Source organism: Rhizohabitans arisaemae, from assembly GCF_025996515.1.
Classification (GTDB): Bacteria; Actinomycetota; Actinomycetes; order Streptosporangiales; family Streptosporangiaceae; genus Rhizohabitans; species Rhizohabitans arisaemae.
Genome location: NZ_BLRH01000060.1, coordinates 352,410 through 371,572, shown reverse-complemented (window position 1 = coordinate 371,572; position 19,163 = coordinate 352,410). Strand labels below are relative to the sequence as shown.

Genomic DNA, 19,163 nt, shown 5'->3' with positions numbered 1-19,163 from the left:
TGGCGGTATGCCCTCCTCCGGAGTCGTACCCGGCGTCGCCGTCCTCACCGCCGCCAACCTGCTGAACAACCGGTACGCCCGGCGCTGGTCGGTGCCGACCTCCGTCGCCGCGACCGTCCTGCTCGTCGGGATCGCCCGGCGCTCCGGCGCCTCCTGGGCGGACCTCGGCCTTGACCGGCACGGCCGCGGGCTGCGCGCCGGCGGGGCCCTGGCCGCAGGGGTCGCCGCCGTCTACGCCGCGGGCGCCGCCCTCCCCGCCACCCGGGTCTTCTTCGAGGACGAACGCGCCGCCGCCCTCGACCGGTCCGCGCTCCTCAGGCACATGCTGGTCGACGTCCCCCTCGGGACCGTCCTGCTGGAGGAGGTCGGCTTCCGCGGCGTGCTGTACGGCCTGCTGCGCCGCTCCCACGGCACCGCCGTCGCCACCGGGGTGTCCTCCCTGCTGTTCGGCCTCTGGCACGTGCTCCCCGCCCAGGACCTGGCGAAGGCGAACCCCGCCCTCGCCACCGCCACCTCGGCCGGCGAGACCGACGGGGTACGGCTGACGCTGGGCGCCGTGGCGAGCACCGGGCTCGCCGGAGTCCTCTTCTGCGAACTCAACCGGAGGAGCCGCAGCATCCTCGCCCCGGTGGGCCTCCACCTCGCCACCAACTCCCTCGGCTACCTGGCCGCCTGGCTCGTCTCGCGGCGCGGCCGCAGGGGTGGCGACGACAAGTGAGGCCCGGGCGGCACGTGCGATACCCCTTGCCTGCTTGAACGGCGCCTTGGCGCACGCCGATCCCACCCTCCGGCCTCGAAGACCCCGCCGGGGCCGGCCAGGCATGGCCCGTACCCTCGGCGCTTGGTGATCGCCCAGCTGTCCGCACCTCCGAGGGGGCATACAGCGCAATGATCACCCGGATGGTGTACGGCCTGTGGCTTCTTGGACGCGGGGGTGCCGCCGGGGTCTGGCGTGGCCCAGGCGCTTGGTGATCGCCCAGCTGTCCGCACCTGTGAGGGGGCATACAAAGCAATGACCACCCCGGCGGTGCTTGCCGATCGTGGACGGCTTGGGCGGGCGGCGGCCGTACAGGATCTTGGGGTCAGACGGTGGGGACCACCTGGAAGGCCTCGGCCAGGCGGCCCTCGGGGAGGCCGCCGGCCTGGGCGTTGGCCCCGAGCCAGCCGCGGACCATGTCCTCCAGGTCCTCCCGGTGGGCGGTCTGGCTCACGTGGGCCCGCAGCGCGGCGATCTTGCGGTCGACGGTGTCCGTGACGTCGTTGTAGTGGTTGACGGCGGGACCGCCCATCAACCACACCTCGCGTACCGTCCAGGCGGGCAGGTCGGCGAGCTCGGGGAAGGCGTAGGGGTTGCGCGCGTCGGGGTAGACGGCGTCGAGCGCGGCGGCACCGACCGCGCGGTGATCGGGGTGGCTCGGGTAGATGCGCTGGTAGTTGCGCTCCGGGCTGTGTGTGATCACGCGGTCCGGGCGGACTTCCCGGATCACCCGGCTGAGGTCGCGCCGCAGCGCGAGGGTGGGCTCCACGGCGCCGTCTCGGTAGCCGAGGAAGCGCAGATCGGTCACGCCCACGCACTTGGCCGCGGCGGTCTGCTCGGCGCGGCGCAGGGCTCCCATCCCTTCGCCGTCCACGGTCCGGTCGAAACCGCCCGCGTCACCGTCGGTCACCAGGCAGTAGACCACCTCGACGCCGCGGTCGGTCCAGCCGGCGATCGTCCCGGCGGAGCTGAAGTCCACATCGTCGGGGTGCGCCGCCACAGCCAGGACACGGCGGACATCGGCCTCGTTCAACACATCAACCATGATTTCGTGGTCTCCCCAGGGGTTCGCGAGTTTCCAGGGGGGAGAGCGCGTACGCTCCGGCCGGTATTCCGATTCGACCGGGTCCGAATCCCCTGCGCGCGGGCCTAGTCTAGGTACGTGTCCAGCCACCCCCTTCTTGACGGTCTCAACCAGCAGCAGCGCGACGCCGTGACCCATGAGGGCAGCCCGCTGCTCATCGTCGCGGGCGCGGGATCGGGCAAGACCCGAGTGCTCACCCACCGCATCGCCCACCTGTTGGCCGAACGGGGGGCGCACCCGTCGGAGATTCTGGCGATCACCTTCACCAACAAGGCCGCCAAGGAGATGAAGGACCGGATCGACCGGCTCATCGGGTCGCGCTCCCGGGCCATGTGGGCGCTCACCTTCCACTCGGCGTGCGTCCGCATCCTGCGGCGGGAGGCCAAGCGGCTCGGGTTCGCCACGAGTTTCTCCATCTACGACCAGGCGGACTCGCAGCGACTCATGGCGCTGGTCTGCCGGGAGCTCGACCTGGACCCCAAGCGCTATCCGCCGCGTGGTTTCTCCGCCCAGGTCAGCAACCTCAAGAACGAGCTGATCGACTACGAGTCGTACGCGGACTCGGCGAGCACGCACATGGAGAAGACGCTCTCCCAGGCGTACACGATGTATCAGCGCCGCCTGCACGAGGCGGGCGCGATGGACTTCGACGACCTGATCATGCTCACGGTCAACCTGCTCCAGGTGTTCCCGGACGTCGCCGAGTACTACCGGCGGCGGTTCCGGCACATCCTGGTGGACGAGTACCAGGACACCAACCATGCGCAGTACATCCTCATCCGGGAGCTCGTCGGGTACGGCGAGCAGGAGCCTGCGCCGGCCGAGCTCTGCGTGGTCGGCGACGCGGACCAGTCGATCTACGCGTTCCGCGGCGCGACCATCCGCAACATCCTGGAGTTCGAGCGGGACTATCCGAACGCGCGGACGATCCTGCTGGAGCAGAACTACCGCTCCACCCAGACGATTCTCTCCGCGGCCAACGCGGTCATCGCCCGGAACGAGAGCCGCAAGCCCAAGAACCTCTGGTCCGACCAGGGTGCCGGTCCCAAGATCGTGGGATACGTGGCGGACAACGAGCACGACGAGGCGATGTTCGTCGCCCAGGAGGTCGACCGGCTCTCCGACGAGGAGTCGACGGCGCACGGCCAGGTCGCCGTGTTCTACCGGACCAACGCGGCCTCCCGGGTCTTCGAGGAGATCTTCATTCGCTGCGGACTGCCGTACAAGGTCGTCGGCGGGGTCCGGTTCTACGAGCGCAAGGAGGTCCGCGACCTGCTCGCCTACCTCCGGGTGCTCGCCAACCCGGCGGACACGGTCTCGTTGCGCCGCATCCTCAACGTGCCCAAGCGCGGGATCGGCGATCGGGCCGAGGCGTGCCTGGAGGTGTTCGCGGCCCGGGAGCGGATCTCGTTCTGGGAGGCGGTGCGCCGGGCCGACGAGGCGCCGGGGGTCGCCACCCGGTCGCTCAACGCGATCAAGGACTTCGTCGCGCTCCTGGACGTGCTGCGGGCTTCGCAGGCGTCGCTCGCCGACCTGGCCGAGCAGGTGCTGACGGACACCGGTTACCTCGCCGAGCTGCAGGCCTCCGAGGACCCCCAGGACCAGAGCCGGATCGAGAACCTGCAGGAGCTCGTGGCGGTGGCCCGGGAGTTCGGCGACGCCAACCCCGAGGGCGGCCTCGTCGACTTCCTGGAGCAGGTCTCCCTGGTGGCCGACGCGGACCAGATTCCCGACGGGGAGGATCACCAGGGGCTGGTCACCCTGATGACCCTGCACACGGCGAAGGGGCTGGAGTTCCCGGTGGTCTTCCTCACCGGCATGGAGGACGGCGCCTTCCCGCACATGCGCTCGCTCGGCGAACCCAAGGAGCTGGAGGAGGAGCGCCGGCTCGCCTACGTCGGCATCACCCGGGCCCAGCAGCGGCTCTACCTGTCACGGGCCGCGGTCCGCAGTTCCTGGGGCGCGCCCTCGTTCAACCCGGCTTCCCGTTTCCTCGCCGAGGTCCCGGCCGAGCTGATCGAGTGGCGTACCGATCCGCGGAAGGACGCCAAGGTCGCCGCGGTGGAGCGCCGTCCGGCCTTCGGCGCGCGGTCGGCGCCCAAGGGGGGCAGGCCGATCCCCTCGCTCGCCCCGGGGGACAAGGTCACCCACGACTCCTTCGGCCTCGGCACGGTGATCTCCGTCGAGGGCTCCGACGCCAAGACCCGAGCGAAGATCGACTTTGGTGGCTCCGAGGGGGAGCGGACGTTGATGCTGGCCTACGCCCCGATCGAGAAGCTGTAGCGGGCGCGGATTTTGCGAAAATTTTTCCGTGACGGCGTCTCCCGGTTCCCCGGGTGGACGTCACGATCGGGAACCCTCACGATGAGTTTGTAGGAAGTCCAGCTAATCTGCGCTTGAGTCGGTTAGCAAGCGCGGGAGGCGTTATGGATGCCGGAGCAAGGATTCGCGTGGTCATCGCCAAGCCAGGTCTCGACGGTCACGATCGTGGAGCGAAGGTCGTGGCGAGGGCGCTGCGGGACGCGGGTATGGAGGTGATCTACACCGGTCTCCACCAGACCCCTGAGCAGATCGCCGACACCGCGATCCAGGAGGACGCCGACGCGATCGGGATGTCGATCCTCTCCGGTGCGCACATGACCCTCTTCGCCCGGCTGATGGAGCTGCTCAGAGAGCGGGACGCCGAAGACATCGTGGTTTTCGGGGGCGGCATCATCCCCGCGGCCGATCTGGTCGAACTGGAGCGTCTCGGGGTGGCGAGGATCTTCACCCCGGGGGCGACGACCCAGGAGATCGTCGAGTGGGTGCGCGCCAAAGTGCCCGCCGCCGCCTGAGGTTTCCCGCTAAAGCCGACCGGTTGGCAAACCCGGAGTCCGGGGGCGGCTAGGCTGCACGGCGGAGAACCGCGCCAGGGCTGAAACCAGACTGGCCGCCGAGAACTACGGCACATCGCTGAGGTCATCGGCAATCCAGACAATTCAAAGCCGGAGAAACAAGGACGGACCTTCGTGGACCTGTTCGAACATCAGGCGAAGGAGCTCTTCGCGGAGTACGGCATCCCGGTGCCGACAGGAAAGATCGCATACACACCGGAGGAGGCGCGGACGATCGCCGCGGAGTTCCCCGGTCGTGTCGTGGTCAAGGCCCAGGTGAAGACGGGTGGCCGGGGCAAGGCCGGCGGCGTGAAGGTCGCGGACGACGCGTCCGACGCGTTCGGCAGGGCCACCGGCATCCTGGGCATGGACATCAAGGGCCACACGGTTCACAAGGTCTTGATCGAAGAGGCGAGCGCGATCGCGGAGGAGTACTACTTCTCCTTCCTCCTCGACCGGGCCAACCGGACCTTCCTCGCCATCTGCTCGGCCGCGGGCGGTGTCGACATCGAGGAGGTCGCGGCGACCACGCCGGAGAAGGTGGCCAAGGTCGCCATCGACCCGCTGGCCGGGGTGGACCGCTCCCGGGCCCGTGAGATCGCCGAGCAGGGCGGTCTCCCCGCGGCCGCGCTGGACGGCGCGGCCGATCTGATCGAGAAGCTCTGGGCCGTCTTCGTGGACGAGGACGCGACCCTGGTCGAGGTGAACCCCCTCATCCTCACCCAGGACGGACGGGTGATCGCGCTCGACGGCAAGGTGACCCTCGACGAGAACGCGGCCTTCCGCCAGGTGGAGCACGAGGCGTACCAGGACAAGGCCGCCGAGGACCCCCTGGAGGCCCGGGCCAAGGAGAAGGACCTCAACTACGTCAAGCTGGACGGCAGCGTCGGCATCATCGGGAACGGCGCCGGGCTGGTCATGTCCACGCTGGACGTGGTGGCCTACGCGGGTGAGTCGTTCGGCGGCGTACGGCCGGCCAACTTCCTGGACATCGGCGGCGGCGCCTCGGCCGAGGTCATGGCGAACGGCTTGGAGATCGTTCTCTCCGACGAGTCCGTCAAGTCGGTCTTCGTGAACGTCTTCGGCGGCATCACGTCCTGCGACGCGGTGGCGAACGGTATCGTCTCGGCTTTCCGGCTCCTCGCCGAGCGCGGCGAGCAGGTGACCCGCCCGCTCGTCGTCCGTCTGGACGGCAACAACGCCACCCTCGGGCGGCAGATTTTGGCCGACGCGGGCTTGTCCGGCGTCGAGCAGGTGGACACGATGGACGATGCGGCACGCCGTGCCGCCGAACTCGCCGCGGTAGGTGCATGATGGCGATCTGGCTGACGGAACAGAGCAAGGTCATCGTCCAGGGCATGACCGGCTCCGAGGGCACCAAGCACACCCGGCGCATGCTCGCCGCCGGGACCAAGATCGTCGGCGGTGTCAACGCCCGTAAGGCGGGGACCGTGCACGAGGGTCTCCCGGTCTTCGGGACGGTCGCCGAGGCGATCGCCGAGACCGGCGCCGACGTGTCGGTGGTCTTCGTTCCCCCGGCGCACACCAAGAGCGCCGTGGTCGAGGCGATCGACGCGGAGATCCCGCTCTGCGTGGTGATCACTGAGGGGGTGCCGATCCACGACACCGCCGAGTTCTGGGCCCGCGCGGTCGCGGGTGGCGGCAAGACCCGGATCATCGGCCCGAACTGCCCCGGCATCGCCTCGCCGGGCCGGTCGAACGCCGGCATCATCCCCGCCGACATCACCTCCCCCGGCCGGATCGGCCTGGTCTCCAAGTCCGGGACGCTCACCTACCAGCTCATGTACGAGCTGCGGGACGTCGGTTTCTCCACCGCGGTGGGGATCGGCGGCGACCCGGTCATCGGGACCACCCACATCGACTGCCTCGCGGCGTTCCAGGAGGACCCGGAGACCGAGGCGATCGTGATGATCGGTGAGATCGGCGGAGACGCCGAGGAGCGCGCCGCCGCCTACATCGAGCGGCACGTGACCAAGCCCGTCGTCGCCTACGTGGCCGGGTTCACCGCCCCCGAGGGCAAGACCATGGGGCACGCGGGCGCGATCGTGTCCGGCTCCTCGGGTACCGCCCAGGCGAAGAAGGAAGCGCTGGAGAAGGTCGGCGTCCGGGTCGGCAAGACCCCCAGCGAGACCGCGCTGCTCATGCGCGAGGTCATGCGGGGGCGCTGATCCCCGTCCCCTGCCGTGGTCACGTGCGATCGCGTGACCACGGCAGGGGGCCGCGACACGCAGAGCGGGCTAAGCCGCGCAATGCCCGGCCGGCCTGAGACCATCGTGTACTGTGACGGCCATTCTTGAGCAGATCTGGCGCCGTGTCCCCCGTCGCACGGATGCCCGGGACGACGACCCTCGGCGTCCCCTCCCCCTGTCCGGCCTGCTCGCGGCGCTCTGGACGATGGCCGTGGGGATGGCGGTCCTGACGACGCTCACCCTCGCCGGATGGATCGCGGCCCCCCGCGGATCGTTCGGCTCGGGCCTGCCGGACGTGTTCCGGGCCGCCGCGCAGATCTGGCTCGTCGCCCACCACGCGGGGTTCTCCATCGACGGCGGCTGGGTGGGGCTCCTGCCGCTCGGGCTGATCGTGCTCCCCGGATTCCTGCTCTACCGCGCCGCGGTCTGGATGGCCAGGGACGCCGACCTCACCGTGCGCCGGCCGATCCGCCGGGCCGACATCGCCGATCCCCGGCACCGGCTCGCCCAGCTCACCCTGGTGGGCCAGGGCGGGGTCTCGCTCGCGGCGCCGTACGCGCTGCTCGCCGGGTTGCTCACCCTGATCGCGCAGAACGACGTCACCGACCCTTCGGCGGTGCAGGCCCTCCTGGCCCATCTGCTGCTCGGCTTCGCGGCCGGCGCCGCGGCGACGGCCCGTACCCTCGGCCCGTGGCGTTCGATGTCCCGGCTCCTCCCGGAGCGGGCCAGGTCCCTGGTGCTGGGCGCCGGGGCCGCGCTGCTGATCCTTTTGGCCGCGGGCGCGCTGCTCACGCTGATCGCCCTCGTGGTGAACTTCGGCAACGTCGTCGAGCTGACCGAGGTGCTGGCGCCGGGGGTCGTCGGTGGGACCCTGCTCGTCCTGCTCCAGCTGCTCTTCCTCCCCAACGCGGTCATCTGGGCGATGTCGTACGCGGCGGGTCCCGGGTTCGCCGTGGGCACCGGGACCCTGGTGGCGCCGACCGGGGTGCAGCTGGGCGACGTGCCCGCGCTCCCGGTGCTCGGCGCGCTCCCCGGCCCCGGAGCGGGCTCGGCGCTGCTCCTGACGGTGCTGGCCGTGCCGTTCGTGGCCGGGGCGGTGGGCGGGCTGGTGATGATGCGTACCACGCCGACGCCCAACCTGGAGGCGGCCCCGCTCTGGGGGTTCGGCTGCGGCCTGGTCACCGGGGTGACCGGCGGGCTGCTCGCCGGGCTCTCCGGCGGCTCCCTGGGGGGCGGCCGGCTGGCGGCGGTGGGTCCGTCCGCGTGGGAGGTCGGGCTGAGCCTGATCCTGGAGGTGGGGGTGGCCGCCGGTATCTCGGCGGGGCTCGGCAACTGGTGGCTGATGCGCCGGGGACGTACGGCGACCGCGGCGCCGATCCGCGGTCTGCGGAAGAAGGCCAGGCCGGGGACGCCGGCTCCGGCGGCGCACTGGCTCGACGCCACCGAGGCGGAGACTCAGCCCATCCCGGTCGTGACGGCGGACGGGCCGGCGGTACCCGATCCCAGGCCCGGCATCGTGGACGAATCCGACGACAAGGGCGGTCACATCATCTATGTGGACCCGTACGCCTGGGATCGGGACTGAGCCCTAGGGCGCGATGGGGAAGCGGAGCTCGCCGGGCTTGAGGAACGGGAGCTTGCGCTCCATCCCCCGCTCCAGCGTGCCGACGCAGTCCTGCTCGGCGGCGATGGTCGCCGCGCCCAGCTTGCAGTCGGCGTAGGTCTCCAGCTCGGGGCGGAAGTAGAGGTAGGTCGCGACGATGCCCGAGCCGATGACGAGCCCCACGATGGAGATCGCCGTCGCCGCCCTGGCCGTACCGAGCTTCTTGCCCTCCTGCTTGGCCCGGCGCGAGGCCCGGATCGAGGCCACCAGGGCGATCACGTTCAGGCCGATGCCGATCACGAACAGCAGGAATGTCAACGCCAGCCCCACGACGGCGAGGATCAGCGACCGCCGACCCTCGTGTTCCACGGGCCGCCGCTCGTTCGGCGTCTTCACCGGTGTCGCCACCTGACCTCCACTTTGGTGCTCGTGACCTGCGGACCGATATCGTTGCCCTGCATGTCCGCGCCAGCCGTACATTTCAGTGTGCCTGTTTGAAGGAGTTCCTCTGACCGCCCGGCTTGTCGTCCTTGTCTCCGGATCGGGGACCAACCTCCAGGCCTTGCTCGACGCCGCCGACCAGGCGTACGGCGCTCGGATCGTTGCCGTCGGCGCGGACCGTACCGGAATCGAAGGACTCGCTCGCGCGGCGCGGGCCGGGGTCGACACCTTCGTCGTGCAGCTCTCCGATCATCCCACGCGGGCCGAGTGGGATCGCGCGTTGGCGCAGGTCATTGCCGATCATGAACCCGACCTGGTGGTGTCCGCCGGCTTCATGAGGATACTCGGGCCGCAGGTGCTGAGCCGATTCACGGTGATCAACACCCATCCGGCTCTGCTGCCGTCGTTCCCGGGGGCGCACGCGGTACGGGACGCGCTCGCGTACGGCGTGCGGGTCACCGGCTGCACCGTCCACCTCGTCGACGAGGGCGTCGACACCGGGCCGGTCATCGCCCAGCGGGCGGTCCTCGTCCGGGACGACGACGACGAGGACACCCTGCACGAGCGCATCAAGGTCGTCGAGCGCGAGATGCTCGTCGACGTCGTCGGCCGCATGGCCCGCGAAGGCTGGTCGGTCAAAGAACGAAAAGTGAGGATCGGGTGACCATGGAGCACGGTCGTATCGCCATCCGGCGTGCGCTGATCGCCGTTTACGACAAGGCCGGGCTGGAGGAACTCGCCCGCGGCCTGCACGAGGCGGGGGTCGAGATCGTGTCGACCGGTGGCACCGCCGCCCGGATCGCCTCCCTCGGCCTCCCCGTCACCCCGGTCGACTCCGTCACCGGGTTCCCCGAGACCCTCGACGGCCGGGTGAAGACCCTCCACCCGGCGGTGCACGCCGGGCTGCTGGCGGACTCCCGGCGTCCGGAGCATGTACGGCAGCTGGCGGAGCTCGGCATCGAGGCGTTCCAGCTGGTCGTGGTCAACCTCTACCCGTTCCGGGAGACCGTCGCCTCCGGCGCAGACCCCGCCGAGTGCGTCGAGCAGATCGACATCGGCGGTCCGGCGATGATCCGGGCGGCGGCCAAGAACCACGGCACCGTCGCGGTCGTCGTCGACCCCGCGCGGTACGGCCGGCTGCTCGCCGCGATCGCCGAGGGCGGGTTCGAGCCCGCCGAGCGGGCCCGGCTCGCCGGTGAGGCGTACGCGCACACCGCCGCCTACGACGTGGCCGTGGCCTCCTGGTTCGCCTCCGCGTACGCGCCGGAGGAGGAGACCGTCGCCTCCGGCTGGCCGGGCTTCCTCGGCGCGGTCTGGAACCGGGCCGGTTCCCTGCGGTACGGGGAGAACCCGCACCAGCGGGCTGCGCTCTACACCGCGACGGACGGCGCCCCCGGCCTGGCCCAGGCGGAGCTCGTCCACGGCAAGCCGATGTCGTACAACAACTACGTCGACGCCGACGCGGCCCGGCGGGCCGCCTACGACTTCGACGAGCCCTGTGTGGCGATCATCAAGCACGCCAACCCGTGCGGGATCGCGGTCGGCGCCGACGTCGCCGAGGCGCACCGCAAGGCGCACGCCACCGACCCGCTGTCGGCCTTCGGCGGGGTGATCGCGGTGAACCGCCCGGTCTCGGGGGCGATGGCGCGGCAGGTCGCCGAGGTCTTCACCGAGGTCCTGGTCGCGCCGGGGTTCGACGAGGAGGCGCTCGCCGTCCTCACCGAGAAGAAGAACCTGCGCCTGCTGGTCTGCGAGCCGCTGAGCCGGAGCCCGCGCCCGGAGTGGCGTCCGATCAGCGGCGGCGTGCTGCTGCAGCAGGCCGACCTGGTCGACGCGGACGGCGACGACCCGGCCACCTGGAGCCTGCAGGCGGGGCCCGCCGCCTCCGCCGAAACCCTCGCCGACCTCGCCTTCGCCTGGCGGGCGTGCCGGTCGGTGAAGTCGAACGCCATCCTGCTCGCCTCGGGCGGGGCCACCGTCGGGGTGGGCATGGGCCAGGTCAACCGGGTGGACTCGGCCAAGCTGGCCGTCGCCCGCGCGGCCGACCGGGTGACCGGCTCCGTGGCGGCCTCCGACGCCTTCTTCCCCTTCCCCGACGGCCTGGAGGTCCTGACCAAGGCGGGCGTACGGGCGATCGTGGAGCCCGGCGGCTCCATCCGCGACGACGCCGTCATCGCCGCCGCCGAAGCCGCCGGAGTCACCCTCTACTTCACCGGCACCCGCCACTTCTTCCACTGACCACCGGACTACAAGACCGGCTCTCACCTGCCGGTCACTATGCCCCAGCCGGCAAGCACCACCTCAGGGGCCGGTCAAGCCGCATCCGCACTTCTCGCGCCCCTCTTTGCGGTGCGAGAAGCGCGCGCCGATCCATGCGGTTCTTATCCGGCGCGGCCCGTCCGGGATCGATGTCGGAGGGCCCCGGCTTGTAAGTACTGCTGGGTCTTAGAGCTGGTCAAGCTACGTCCGCACTTCTCGCGTCGAGTTCTTTGCGACGCGAGAATGCGCGCGGCGGTTCGCGCCGGATGTTCTTTGTCCGGCGTGAACCGTCCGCGGTCAGTGTTGAAAAATACTGTTCTTGTAAGGGTGATCGTGCTTAAGGCGGTCCGCACGTCCGTGGTTGTCACCCGAATCGTGCCTACCCGTCATCTCACCTCCGAGGCGCGAGTACGCCTGGATCTCCGGGTCGGGCACGCTACATCCGGACTTCTCGCGCCGTGGTCAATGGTGAAAACTCAGTGGTGGATCTCGGCGAGGTCCAGGTCGCGGGGAGTGAGGGCCCAGACCGCGACGGCGGCCACCAAGGTGAGGATCCCGCCGGCGAGTCCGGTCGCCTCCAGCGAGGAGGTGAACGCGGCCTGCGCCTGGGCGGCCAAGGCGGCTCCGGCGGAGCCCACCCCGGCCGCCACTTCCAGTGCTCCTGCGAGGGATTCCTGTACGGCCTGCGCTGCGGGGCCGGTGAGCCCCTCCACCGAGACCTGGTCACGGTAGAGGGCTGCGGCAATGCTGCCCAGGACGGCCACCCCGAGGGCGGCGCCCAGCTCGTAGCTGGTCTCCTCGATCGCCGCCGCGCTGCCGGACTGGGCGGGGGTCGCACTCGACATGATCACGGCGGAGGCGATGGCGAGGGACGCGGCCCCGGCGCCGATCAGCGCGAGCGCCACGGCGATCCACGGGTAGGTCGCGGGGGCGAAGTAGACCGTCAGGAAACCGAGAGAGGTGACGGCGAGCCCGCCCGCGAGCACGGTTCGGGGGCCTACGACCTCGGCTATCTTCGGCGCGAGCGGGGACAGGACGGCGGCGCCGATCGCGGTGGGCAGCAGGCGCAGGCCCGACTCCAGGGCGCTGTAGCCCTCGACGAGCTGCATCCACTGGGCGATGAGCAGCAGGATGGCGGCCATGGCGACACTGGAGACAAGCGCCGCGATGACCCCTGCGCTGAACACGGGCTTTTTGAACAGGCGCAGCTCCAGGAGCGGATTCGGGCTGTGCAGGGAGCGCCGGACGAACCAGACGAGGGCGGCGACGGCGACCGCCAGGCAGGCCAGGGCGACGGGCTCGGTGACGCCGTACTTGCCCAGGCGTTTGATCCCGAAGATGAGCGCGGTCATCCCGATGATCGAGAGCACGGTGCCGAGGGCGTCCCAGCGGCCGGGCAGCGGGTTGCGGGACTCCGGGAGCAGCCAGATCCCGGCGGCGACTCCGATCACCATGACCGGGACGTTCACCAGGAAGGCGGCCTGCCAGCTGAAGTACTCCAGCAGCAGGCCTCCCACGATCGGCCCGAGGGCCACGCCGACGGCGGCCATCGCCGACCAGACGCCCAGCGCGGTGGCCCGCTCCTTCGGGTCGGTGAACAGCGCTCGGATCAACGAGAGGGTGGACGGCATGATCATCGCTCCGCCGACGCCGAGGAGGACGCGGGCGGCGATCAACTGAGCCGGGTCCCGCACCAGCAGGACCGCGAGGGACGCGATGCCGAAGAGGACGAATCCGCTGAGCAGCACCCGTTTCCGGCCGAGGCGATCACCCATGGCGCTCGCGGTGACGAGCAGCCCGGCGACGACGAGCGCGTACGCGTCGACGATCCACAGCAGTTGCACCGAGTCCGGGCGGAGCTTCGTGGCGATCTCGGGGAGCGCCACGTTGAGGATCGTCATGTCCATGACGACCAGGAGCAGGCTGACGCTGAGCACGGCGAGGCCGGCCCAGCGCCGCGGGTTCAGCGTGGGTGGTTCTTGAACGGTTATCTCGTTGATCGACACCGGGTTCCCCGTTGTTCTGGTGTGAAGTGGCTATTTCGCTATGGAGCCGTGCAGGAACGTCTCCAGCAGGAGGCGGTCGATCTCCCGCCTGCCGATGTCGCCTCGGCGCAGGCAGGCGCAGGCCGCGACGAGCAGGCCGTAGACGACGCCGGCGATCCAGCGGGCCGGGAGGTCGGAGCGGAGTACGCCGCACCGCTGCGCGGCGCGGTAGAAGTCGACCTCCCGGTTCTCCAGCTCCGCCGACCGCGCGACGAAGTCCGGGAATCTGAGCATCAGATGCTCGGTGAGCACGAATTCGTGCTCCTCGGCGTCCCGGACGATCAAGTCGATCAGCGTCCGCATGGTCGCGACGATCCGCTCCGGGTCCTCGGACTCGGTCGCCGACTCGATCCCGGCCAGGTCCAGGGCACGCTCCCAGCCGTCCAGCGCCCGCTGGCCGAGCACCTCCATCAGCGCGTCCCGGCTGGGGAAGTGGCGGTGGAGCGTCGCCCGGCTGACCCCCGCGGCCTCGCCGATCTCGGCCATCGAGGCCGTGGGATCGGCGTTGAGGTGGCGGATGGCCGAGGAGATGATCTGATCTCTGGTCACCATGATGCGACAGCTCCGTTGCATGCTTGACGAGTCTGTTTTAGATGATACATAACTGTCTCATGATGTGGTGAGAATAGTCACTCTGTCCGCGTCTATCGGTAGGGGTAGTGAGATCGACCGATTACCCTCGCGGACGACTCTCCCCGACCCTTCCCCGGAGCCTCCGCATGCTCGACGCGTTCCTCTACGTCTTCGCCACGGTCAACTCGGCCGCGGAAAGCCCCGTCACCGCCGTCCTGGTGCTGCTCGCGGGCATCCCGCTCGGCGGGATCCTGCTCGACAACCTCCCGCGGCGCGGCGTGGCGAAGGGCACATGGCAAGATGGCGAGTCGTGACCGCGCAAATCCTCGACGGCAAAGCGTATGCCGCAAAAATCAAGGCTGACCTCAGAGATCGAGTGACCAAGCTGGCCGCCCGAGGCGTGCGGCCGGGGCTCGGCACCGTGCTGGTGGGCGACGACCCCGGGAGCCACTCCTATGTGGGAGGCAAGCACCGGGACTGCGCCGAGGTGGGGATCGAATCCATCCGCCGCGACCTCCCCGCGACCGCGACCCAGGCCGAGGTCGAGGCCGTGATCGACGAGCTCAACGCCGATCCGGCCTGCACCGGCTACATCGTCCAGCTGCCCCTCCCGAAAGGCCTGGACACCCAGGCCGTCCTGGAGCGGATCGACCCCGCCAAGGACGCCGACGGCCTCCACCCGGTCAACCTGGGGCGGCTCGTCCTCATGCACGACGCCTCCCTGCCGTGCACGCCCCGCGGGATCGTCGCGCTCCTCACCGAGTACGGCGTGACCGTCCGCGGCGCCGAGGTCGTGGTGATCGGCCGGGGCGTCACCGTGGGCCGTCCGCTGGGCCTGCTGCTCACCCGGCGCTCCGAGAACGCCACCGTCACCCTCTGCCACACCGGCACCGCCGACCTCGCCTCGCACGTCCGCCGTGCCGACATCGTGGTGGCCGCCGCCGGTGTCCCCGGACTGATCACCGCGGACATGGTGAAGCCGGGCGCCGCCGTGGTCGACGTGGGCATCACCCGCACCGAGCGGGGCCTCGTCGGCGACATCGCCCCCGAGGTGCGCGAGGTCGCCGGCTACCTCGCCCCGGTCCCGGGCGGCGTCGGCCCGATCACCCGCGCGATGCTCCTCACCAACGTCGTCGAAGCCGCCGAGCGCGCCTGACGGTGTCCGCCCGCGCTTTTCGGCGCCGCGTTCGCGGCGCCGAAAAGGCGCGTTCCATCACGATGCCCGGCGATCTCGCTGGGACGGCACGATGGGGGTCGGCCGGACCAGCCCGAGCGCCACAACCTCGTTGGCCAGCCGGGTGCGCCGGTTGGTGCCTTCGGGGATGCGGAACTTCTGGTAGAGCCGGAGCAGGTGCTGTTTCACCGCGGCCTCGGTGACCACGAGGTTCTCGGCGATCTCCCGCGCGGTGGCGGGGGCGACGAAGGCCTCGTCGGAGAGGGCGGGGCGGCACAGCGAGGTGAGGACGTCGACCTCGCGCCGGGTCAGCTCGGGTGCGGCCGCGCGACGGAGCTCGACATCGGGTGCCACGTCCTCCTTGGGGACACCGCCGACTCTGCATCGGGCGGCGCCGAAGGAAACGACGTCGCCGTCCTCCAAGACCCGCCTGGCTATGGGTCTTCCGTTGACACGTGTCCCGTTGCGGGACAGCCCGAGGTCCACCACGTACAGGTAGGGTCCCCTGCGGACGAACTCGGCGTGCAACCGTGAGACCGTCGGGTCCGCCAGGCGGATGTCGACGCCTCGTCCTCGTCCGACCGTAGTGATCTCGGGGCGTAGCGGGGACACCTCGCTGGTGTCCTCGATACGGATAAACGGCCCCTCCACGGCAAGACCTCCTAAAGGCTAGCCTGCCGTTACTGTTTCTACACGTTCGGCTTACCCCGCCGTGGGGTAACGGAACCGTGTCAGGACCGGGAAAATTGGTCTGGACCACATTGGGCGGACTTTGTGCCTCGCAGGTAGACTTCGGGCGATCAGTACCGGAGGAATCGCACAATGGCAGACAAAGCCAACAAAGGCCTCGCCGATGTCGTCGCCGCGTCAACCGCACTGAGTGACATCGACGGCCGGAACGGTCGGCTCTTCTACCGTGGATACGACATCCATGATCTTGCCGGCCGGACGACCATGGAAGAGATCGCCCATCTTCTGCAGCGCGGTGCGCTTCCCAATAGAGATCAACTCGCCGCCTACCAAGCCGATCTTGTATCCGGCCGGGAGCTCGGCCCGCTGGTTGAGACGAACATCACAGAGATCGCGCTGAGTCATGGTCCGATGGAGGCGTTGCGGACTTTTGTCAGCCTGGCGAGTGCCAATGATCCTGATAAGTCGGACAACAGTGCCGAGGCGAATCTCCGTAAAGCCGCACGGCTAACCGCGCAGCAGGCAATTCTCGTCGCCCGCTACCACGCCGCGCGAACGGGCACCGACATTCCGGCGCCGGATCCCGGGCAGGGGATCGCCGCCAACTTCCTGCTGCAGGTCACCGGCCGTCGGCCCGACCCGCGCGCCGCCGAGATCCTCGACACCTGCCTGGTTCTGCACGCCGACCACACGATGAACGCCTCCACATTCGCCGCGCGCGTCTGCGCCGCGACATTGTCCGACATGCATTCGGCGGTCGTCGCCGCGCTGGGCACGCTCAAGGGGCCGCTGCACGGCGGCGCGAACGAGCAAGTCATGCGAACCCTTGAGTCCTTGGATAAGGACGGCGTGGCCCGAGCCGTGCGCGAGAAGCTCGCCGCCGGTGAAAAAATCATGGGTTTCGGACATCGCGTATATAAGACCGAGGACCCTCGGGCGACCCATCTCCGGAAGATGTCGCGGGAGCTTGCGGAATCGAGCGGGAACGACATTTACTATCGAATGTCGCAGGAGATGGAAGAAGTGGTCCTCGCCGAGAAGAACCTCTACCCGAACGTTGATTTTTACGCGGCGACGGTCTACCACTATCTTGGTATTCCCACGGATCTATTCACTCCGGTGTTCTCAATCAGCCGGATGGCCGGATGGACCGCGCACGTGATCGAGCAACATGCGGACAACCGCTTGATTCGCCCCGACAGCGAGTACATCGGGGCGAAAGATCAAAGATGGGTGGCCATCGACGAAAGATGACCCATTCGCTTTCCGGTGAATCCGGAATCGGCGCCGGAGGCGTGGCGGATGGGACTCGCGGAGAGGGTGAGGGGGCGAGCGGAGGATGAACCCGGGCGGAGGCGTGGGGGCGTGGTGGCCGTACCTGGTGGTGCTGGCCGGCATCGCGATCGGCTTGACCGTAATCGCCGTGTACGACCCCATGACCGGCGCGTACGTCATCGCGGCGACGCTGATGCTCGCGGCCGTCTTCCGCCTGGTGCTGCCCAGGGACCAGGTGGCCCGCCTCGCCGTCCGGAACAGAGCCGTCGATGTCGTGATGATGGCGGTTTTTGGCCTGGCCATTGCTCTGGTCGTCGTGGCGTTGAAACAGATCCAATAGCCTCGGTCACGGGTGGGCCACAGACGAGTCAGGCGCGTCCGATAGCCTCACGCTCGTGAGCCTCTCCAGACGTCAGTCGTGGCCCGGGGGAGACCCCCGCACCGGGAACTGGCCGGTTGATTGAAAGGGAACCTCAAGAATGCCCAAAATCAAGGTAGTGGGGCCCGTCGTCGAGCTTGACGGCGACGAAATGACCAGGATCATCTGGCAGTTCATCAAGGACCAGCTGATCCTGCCCTACCTCGATGTCGACTTGAAGTACTACGACCTCGGCATCGAGCACCGCGACGCCACCGACGACCAGGTGACGATCGACGCGGCGCACGCCATCAAGAAGTACGGCGTCGGGGTGAAATGCGCCACCATCACCCCCGACGAGGCTCGGGTCGAGGAGTTCGGCCTCAAGTCCATGTGGAAGTCGCCCAACGGCACGATCCGCAACATCCTCGGCGGCGTGATCTTCCGTGAGCCGATCATCATGTCGAACGTGCCGCGGCTCGTCCCCGGGTGGACCCAGCCGATCGTGGTCGGTCGTCACGCCTTCGGCGACCAGTACCGCGCCACCGACCTCAAGGTGCCCGGCGAGGGTCGGCTGACGCTCACCTTCACCCCGAAGGACGGCTCCGCCCCCATGGAGCTGGACGTCTACGACTTCCCCGGCGGCGGCGTGGCCATGGCCATGTACAACCTGGACGAGTCGATCCGCGACTTCGCCCGCGCCTCGATGCGGTACGGCCTGGCGCGGAACTACCCGGTCTACCTGTCGACGAAGAACACCATCCTCAAGGCGTACGACGGGCGCTTCAAGGACATCTTCGCCGAGGTCTACGAGACCGAGTTCAAGGCGGACTTCGAGGCGGCCGGAATCTCCTACGAGCACCGGCTGATCGACGACATGGTCGCCGCCGCGCTCAAGTGGGAGGGGGGCTACGTCTGGGCGTGCAAGAACTACGACGGTGACGTCCAGTCGGACACGGTCGCCCAGGGCTTCGGCTCGCTCGGCCTGATGACCTCGGTGCTGATGACGCCGGACGGCAAGACGGTGGAGGCCGAGGCCGCGCACGGCACGGTCACCCGGCACTACCGGCAGCACCAGCAGGGCAAGCCGACCTCGACCAACCCGATCGCCTCCATCTTCGCGTGGACCCGGGGTCTGCAGCACCGCGGCAAGCTCGACAACACCCCCGAGGTCACGGCCTTCGCCGACGCGCTTGAGCAGGTCTGCGTGGAGACCGTCGAGGGCGGTCAGATGACCAAGGACCTCGCGCTGCTGGTGGGTGCGGACGCCCAGTGGCTGACCACCCAGGACTTCCTCGCCGCGCTCGACGAGAACCTGCAGCGGAAGATGTCCGCCTGACAAATCTGGGCGATCTCTTTCAAAGGCGCACACGGCCAGGGCCGCTCTCCGTTCCGGAGGGCGGCCCTCGTCGTGCGCCGACATCGTGCGAGACACCAGGTTGATCGTTGCGGTCTGCTCGCCCCGGGGGGCGCGCACAGCGTAACGATCATGCGGTACGGGCTGCGCCGGGCTTGTCGCGGTCGCGGCCCAGGTCCGGCCGGCCGCAGGCCGTACATCGTCTCGGTGATCGTTGCGGTCTGCTCGCCCTGGGGGGCGCGCACAGCGTAACGATCACGCGGTACGAGCTGCGCCGGGTTTGCCGCAACCGCAGCCCGGGCCCGGTCGGCCGTAGGCCGTACATCGTCTCGATGATCGTTGTGGTGTGTGCGCCTCGGGGGGTGTGCAGAGCGCAACGATCACGCGGTATCCGCGGTGCGATCTGTGCCGGGCCGAACCGGTGGGGCCGCAGCCGTACGGGGATCGTGATCGGGGACCGTAGG

General features: G+C 69.4%; 18 protein-coding genes. 13 read left to right on the top strand and 5 right to left on the bottom strand.

Features of this window, described 5'->3' with window-relative positions:
* The first annotated feature begins 7 nt into the window (after positions 1-7).
* Positions 8-718 carry a CPBP family intramembrane glutamic endopeptidase gene (locus RUR_RS30140; RefSeq protein ID WP_283138606.1) on the top strand — a complete coding sequence of 237 codons (711 nt, stop codon included), beginning with the start codon at positions 8-10 and terminating at the stop codon, positions 716-718.
* Between the two features lie 364 nt (positions 719-1,082).
* On the opposite strand, the gene RUR_RS30135 is transcribed toward RUR_RS30140, so the two are convergent.
* Entirely contained in the window at positions 1,083-1,802 is a 720-nt protein-coding gene (locus tag RUR_RS30135) for a PIG-L deacetylase family protein (protein ID WP_283138605.1), read from the bottom strand.
* 117 nt (positions 1,803-1,919) lie between these two features.
* Between RUR_RS30135 and pcrA the strand changes: the two genes are divergently transcribed.
* The 5 genes from pcrA (at position 1,920) to RUR_RS30110 (ending at position 8,509) form a co-directional block, all read left to right on the top strand.
* Positions 1,920-4,124: a DNA helicase PcrA gene (pcrA, locus tag RUR_RS30130; RefSeq protein WP_283138604.1), complete on the top strand. Its 2,205-nt coding sequence runs from the start codon at positions 1,920-1,922 to the stop codon at positions 4,122-4,124.
* A gap of 143 nt (positions 4,125-4,267) precedes the next feature.
* Positions 4,268-4,675, top strand: coding sequence for a coenzyme B12-dependent isobutyryl CoA mutase small subunit (icmB, locus tag RUR_RS30125; RefSeq protein ID WP_283138603.1), 408 nt, complete (start codon positions 4,268-4,270; stop codon positions 4,673-4,675).
* Positions 4,676-4,849: 174 nt separating this feature from the next.
* Complete coding sequence (gene sucC, locus RUR_RS30120) at positions 4,850-6,028, top strand: ADP-forming succinate--CoA ligase subunit beta (protein ID WP_283138602.1); 1,179 nt, start codon at positions 4,850-4,852, stop codon at positions 6,026-6,028.
* Positions 6,028-6,903, top strand: a complete 876-nt coding sequence (gene sucD, locus RUR_RS30115) for a succinate--CoA ligase subunit alpha (RefSeq protein WP_283138601.1) — start codon at positions 6,028-6,030, stop codon at positions 6,901-6,903. The genes sucC and sucD overlap by 1 nt, the downstream gene beginning before the upstream one ends.
* A gap of 112 nt (positions 6,904-7,015) precedes the next feature.
* A complete protein-coding gene (locus RUR_RS30110; RefSeq protein WP_283138600.1) occupies positions 7,016-8,509 on the top strand; it encodes a cell division protein PerM in 1,494 nt (497 codons plus the stop codon).
* Between the two features lie 3 nt (positions 8,510-8,512).
* Here RUR_RS30110 and RUR_RS30105 read toward each other — a convergent pair whose 3' ends face one another.
* On the bottom strand, positions 8,513-8,935 hold the full coding sequence (locus tag RUR_RS30105; protein ID WP_283138599.1) for a hypothetical protein: 423 nt from the start codon (positions 8,933-8,935) through the stop codon (positions 8,513-8,515).
* Positions 8,936-9,035: 100 nt separating this feature from the next.
* On the opposite strand from RUR_RS30105, the gene purN reads away from it, so the two are divergent.
* Both purN and purH read left to right on the top strand, forming a co-directional pair.
* On the top strand, positions 9,036-9,632 hold the full coding sequence (gene purN, locus RUR_RS30100; RefSeq protein ID WP_283139848.1) for a phosphoribosylglycinamide formyltransferase: 597 nt from the start codon (positions 9,036-9,038) through the stop codon (positions 9,630-9,632).
* A gap of 2 nt (positions 9,633-9,634) precedes the next feature.
* Positions 9,635-11,206: a bifunctional phosphoribosylaminoimidazolecarboxamide formyltransferase/IMP cyclohydrolase gene (purH, locus tag RUR_RS30095; RefSeq protein WP_283138598.1), complete on the top strand. Its 1,572-nt coding sequence runs from the start codon at positions 9,635-9,637 to the stop codon at positions 11,204-11,206.
* A gap of 497 nt (positions 11,207-11,703) precedes the next feature.
* Here the strand turns inward: purH and RUR_RS30090 are convergent, their stop codons facing one another.
* Both RUR_RS30090 and RUR_RS30085 read right to left on the bottom strand, forming a co-directional pair.
* The gene (locus RUR_RS30090) at positions 11,704-13,233 is read right to left on the bottom strand and encodes an MFS transporter (protein ID WP_283138597.1); all 1,530 of its coding nucleotides are present in this window, start codon (positions 13,231-13,233) and stop codon (positions 11,704-11,706) included.
* A 30-nt stretch (positions 13,234-13,263) separates the two neighbouring features.
* The gene (locus tag RUR_RS30085) at positions 13,264-13,824 is read right to left on the bottom strand and encodes a TetR/AcrR family transcriptional regulator (RefSeq protein WP_283138596.1); all 561 of its coding nucleotides are present in this window, start codon (positions 13,822-13,824) and stop codon (positions 13,264-13,266) included.
* A gap of 167 nt (positions 13,825-13,991) precedes the next feature.
* Here RUR_RS30085 and RUR_RS30080 point away from each other — a divergent pair, with 167 nt between their 5' ends.
* Together RUR_RS30080 and RUR_RS30075 are read left to right on the top strand one after the other, a co-directional pair.
* Positions 13,992-14,159: a hypothetical protein gene (locus RUR_RS30080; protein ID WP_283138595.1), complete on the top strand. Its 168-nt coding sequence runs from the start codon at positions 13,992-13,994 to the stop codon at positions 14,157-14,159.
* Positions 14,156-15,001, top strand: coding sequence for a bifunctional methylenetetrahydrofolate dehydrogenase/methenyltetrahydrofolate cyclohydrolase (locus tag RUR_RS30075; protein ID WP_283138594.1), 846 nt, complete (start codon positions 14,156-14,158; stop codon positions 14,999-15,001). The genes RUR_RS30080 and RUR_RS30075 overlap by 4 nt, the downstream gene beginning before the upstream one ends.
* Positions 15,002-15,058: 57 nt before the next feature.
* Here the strand turns inward: RUR_RS30075 and RUR_RS30070 are convergent, their stop codons facing one another.
* The gene (locus RUR_RS30070) at positions 15,059-15,670 is read right to left on the bottom strand and encodes an FHA domain-containing protein (RefSeq protein WP_283138593.1); all 612 of its coding nucleotides are present in this window, start codon (positions 15,668-15,670) and stop codon (positions 15,059-15,061) included.
* Between the two features lie 171 nt (positions 15,671-15,841).
* Between RUR_RS30070 and RUR_RS30065 the strand changes: the two genes are divergently transcribed.
* The 3 genes from RUR_RS30065 (at position 15,842) to RUR_RS30055 (ending at position 18,681) form a co-directional block, all read left to right on the top strand.
* Entirely contained in the window at positions 15,842-16,963 is a 1,122-nt protein-coding gene (locus RUR_RS30065) for a citrate/2-methylcitrate synthase (RefSeq protein WP_283138592.1), read from the top strand.
* 85 nt (positions 16,964-17,048) lie between these two features.
* Entirely contained in the window at positions 17,049-17,324 is a 276-nt protein-coding gene (locus tag RUR_RS30060) for a DUF3017 domain-containing protein (RefSeq protein WP_283138591.1), read from the top strand.
* A 139-nt stretch (positions 17,325-17,463) separates the two neighbouring features.
* Positions 17,464-18,681 (top strand): NADP-dependent isocitrate dehydrogenase, encoded by a 1,218-nt coding sequence (locus tag RUR_RS30055; protein WP_283138590.1) that lies wholly within the window; start codon positions 17,464-17,466, stop codon positions 18,679-18,681.
* Positions 18,682-19,163 lie beyond the last annotated feature (482 nt).

What these genes read in the sequence shown, in the direction of transcription:
- RUR_RS30065 (WP_283138592.1), top strand. Translation starts at nt 15,842, where the DNA reads ATGGCAGACAAAGCCAACAAAGGCCTCGCCGATGTCGTCGCCGCGTCA.
- RUR_RS30055 (WP_283138590.1), top strand. Translation starts at nt 17,464, where the DNA reads ATGCCCAAAATCAAGGTAGTGGGGCCCGTCGTCGAGCTTGACGGCGAC.
- RUR_RS30060 (WP_283138591.1), top strand. Translation starts at nt 17,049, where the DNA reads ATGAACCCGGGCGGAGGCGTGGGGGCGTGGTGGCCGTACCTGGTGGTG.
- icmB (WP_283138603.1), top strand. Translation starts at nt 4,268, where the DNA reads ATGGATGCCGGAGCAAGGATTCGCGTGGTCATCGCCAAGCCAGGTCTC.
- RUR_RS30140 (WP_283138606.1), top strand. Translation starts at nt 8, where the DNA reads ATGCCCTCCTCCGGAGTCGTACCCGGCGTCGCCGTCCTCACCGCCGCC.
- RUR_RS30085 (WP_283138596.1), bottom strand. Translation starts at nt 13,824, where the DNA reads ATGGTGACCAGAGATCAGATCATCTCCTCGGCCATCCGCCACCTCAAC.
- purH (WP_283138598.1), top strand. Translation starts at nt 9,635, where the DNA reads ATGGAGCACGGTCGTATCGCCATCCGGCGTGCGCTGATCGCCGTTTAC.
- RUR_RS30080 (WP_283138595.1), top strand. Translation starts at nt 13,992, where the DNA reads ATGCTCGACGCGTTCCTCTACGTCTTCGCCACGGTCAACTCGGCCGCG.
- RUR_RS30135 (WP_283138605.1), bottom strand. Translation starts at nt 1,802, where the DNA reads ATGGTTGATGTGTTGAACGAGGCCGATGTCCGCCGTGTCCTGGCTGTG.
- sucD (WP_283138601.1), top strand. Translation starts at nt 6,028, where the DNA reads ATGGCGATCTGGCTGACGGAACAGAGCAAGGTCATCGTCCAGGGCATG.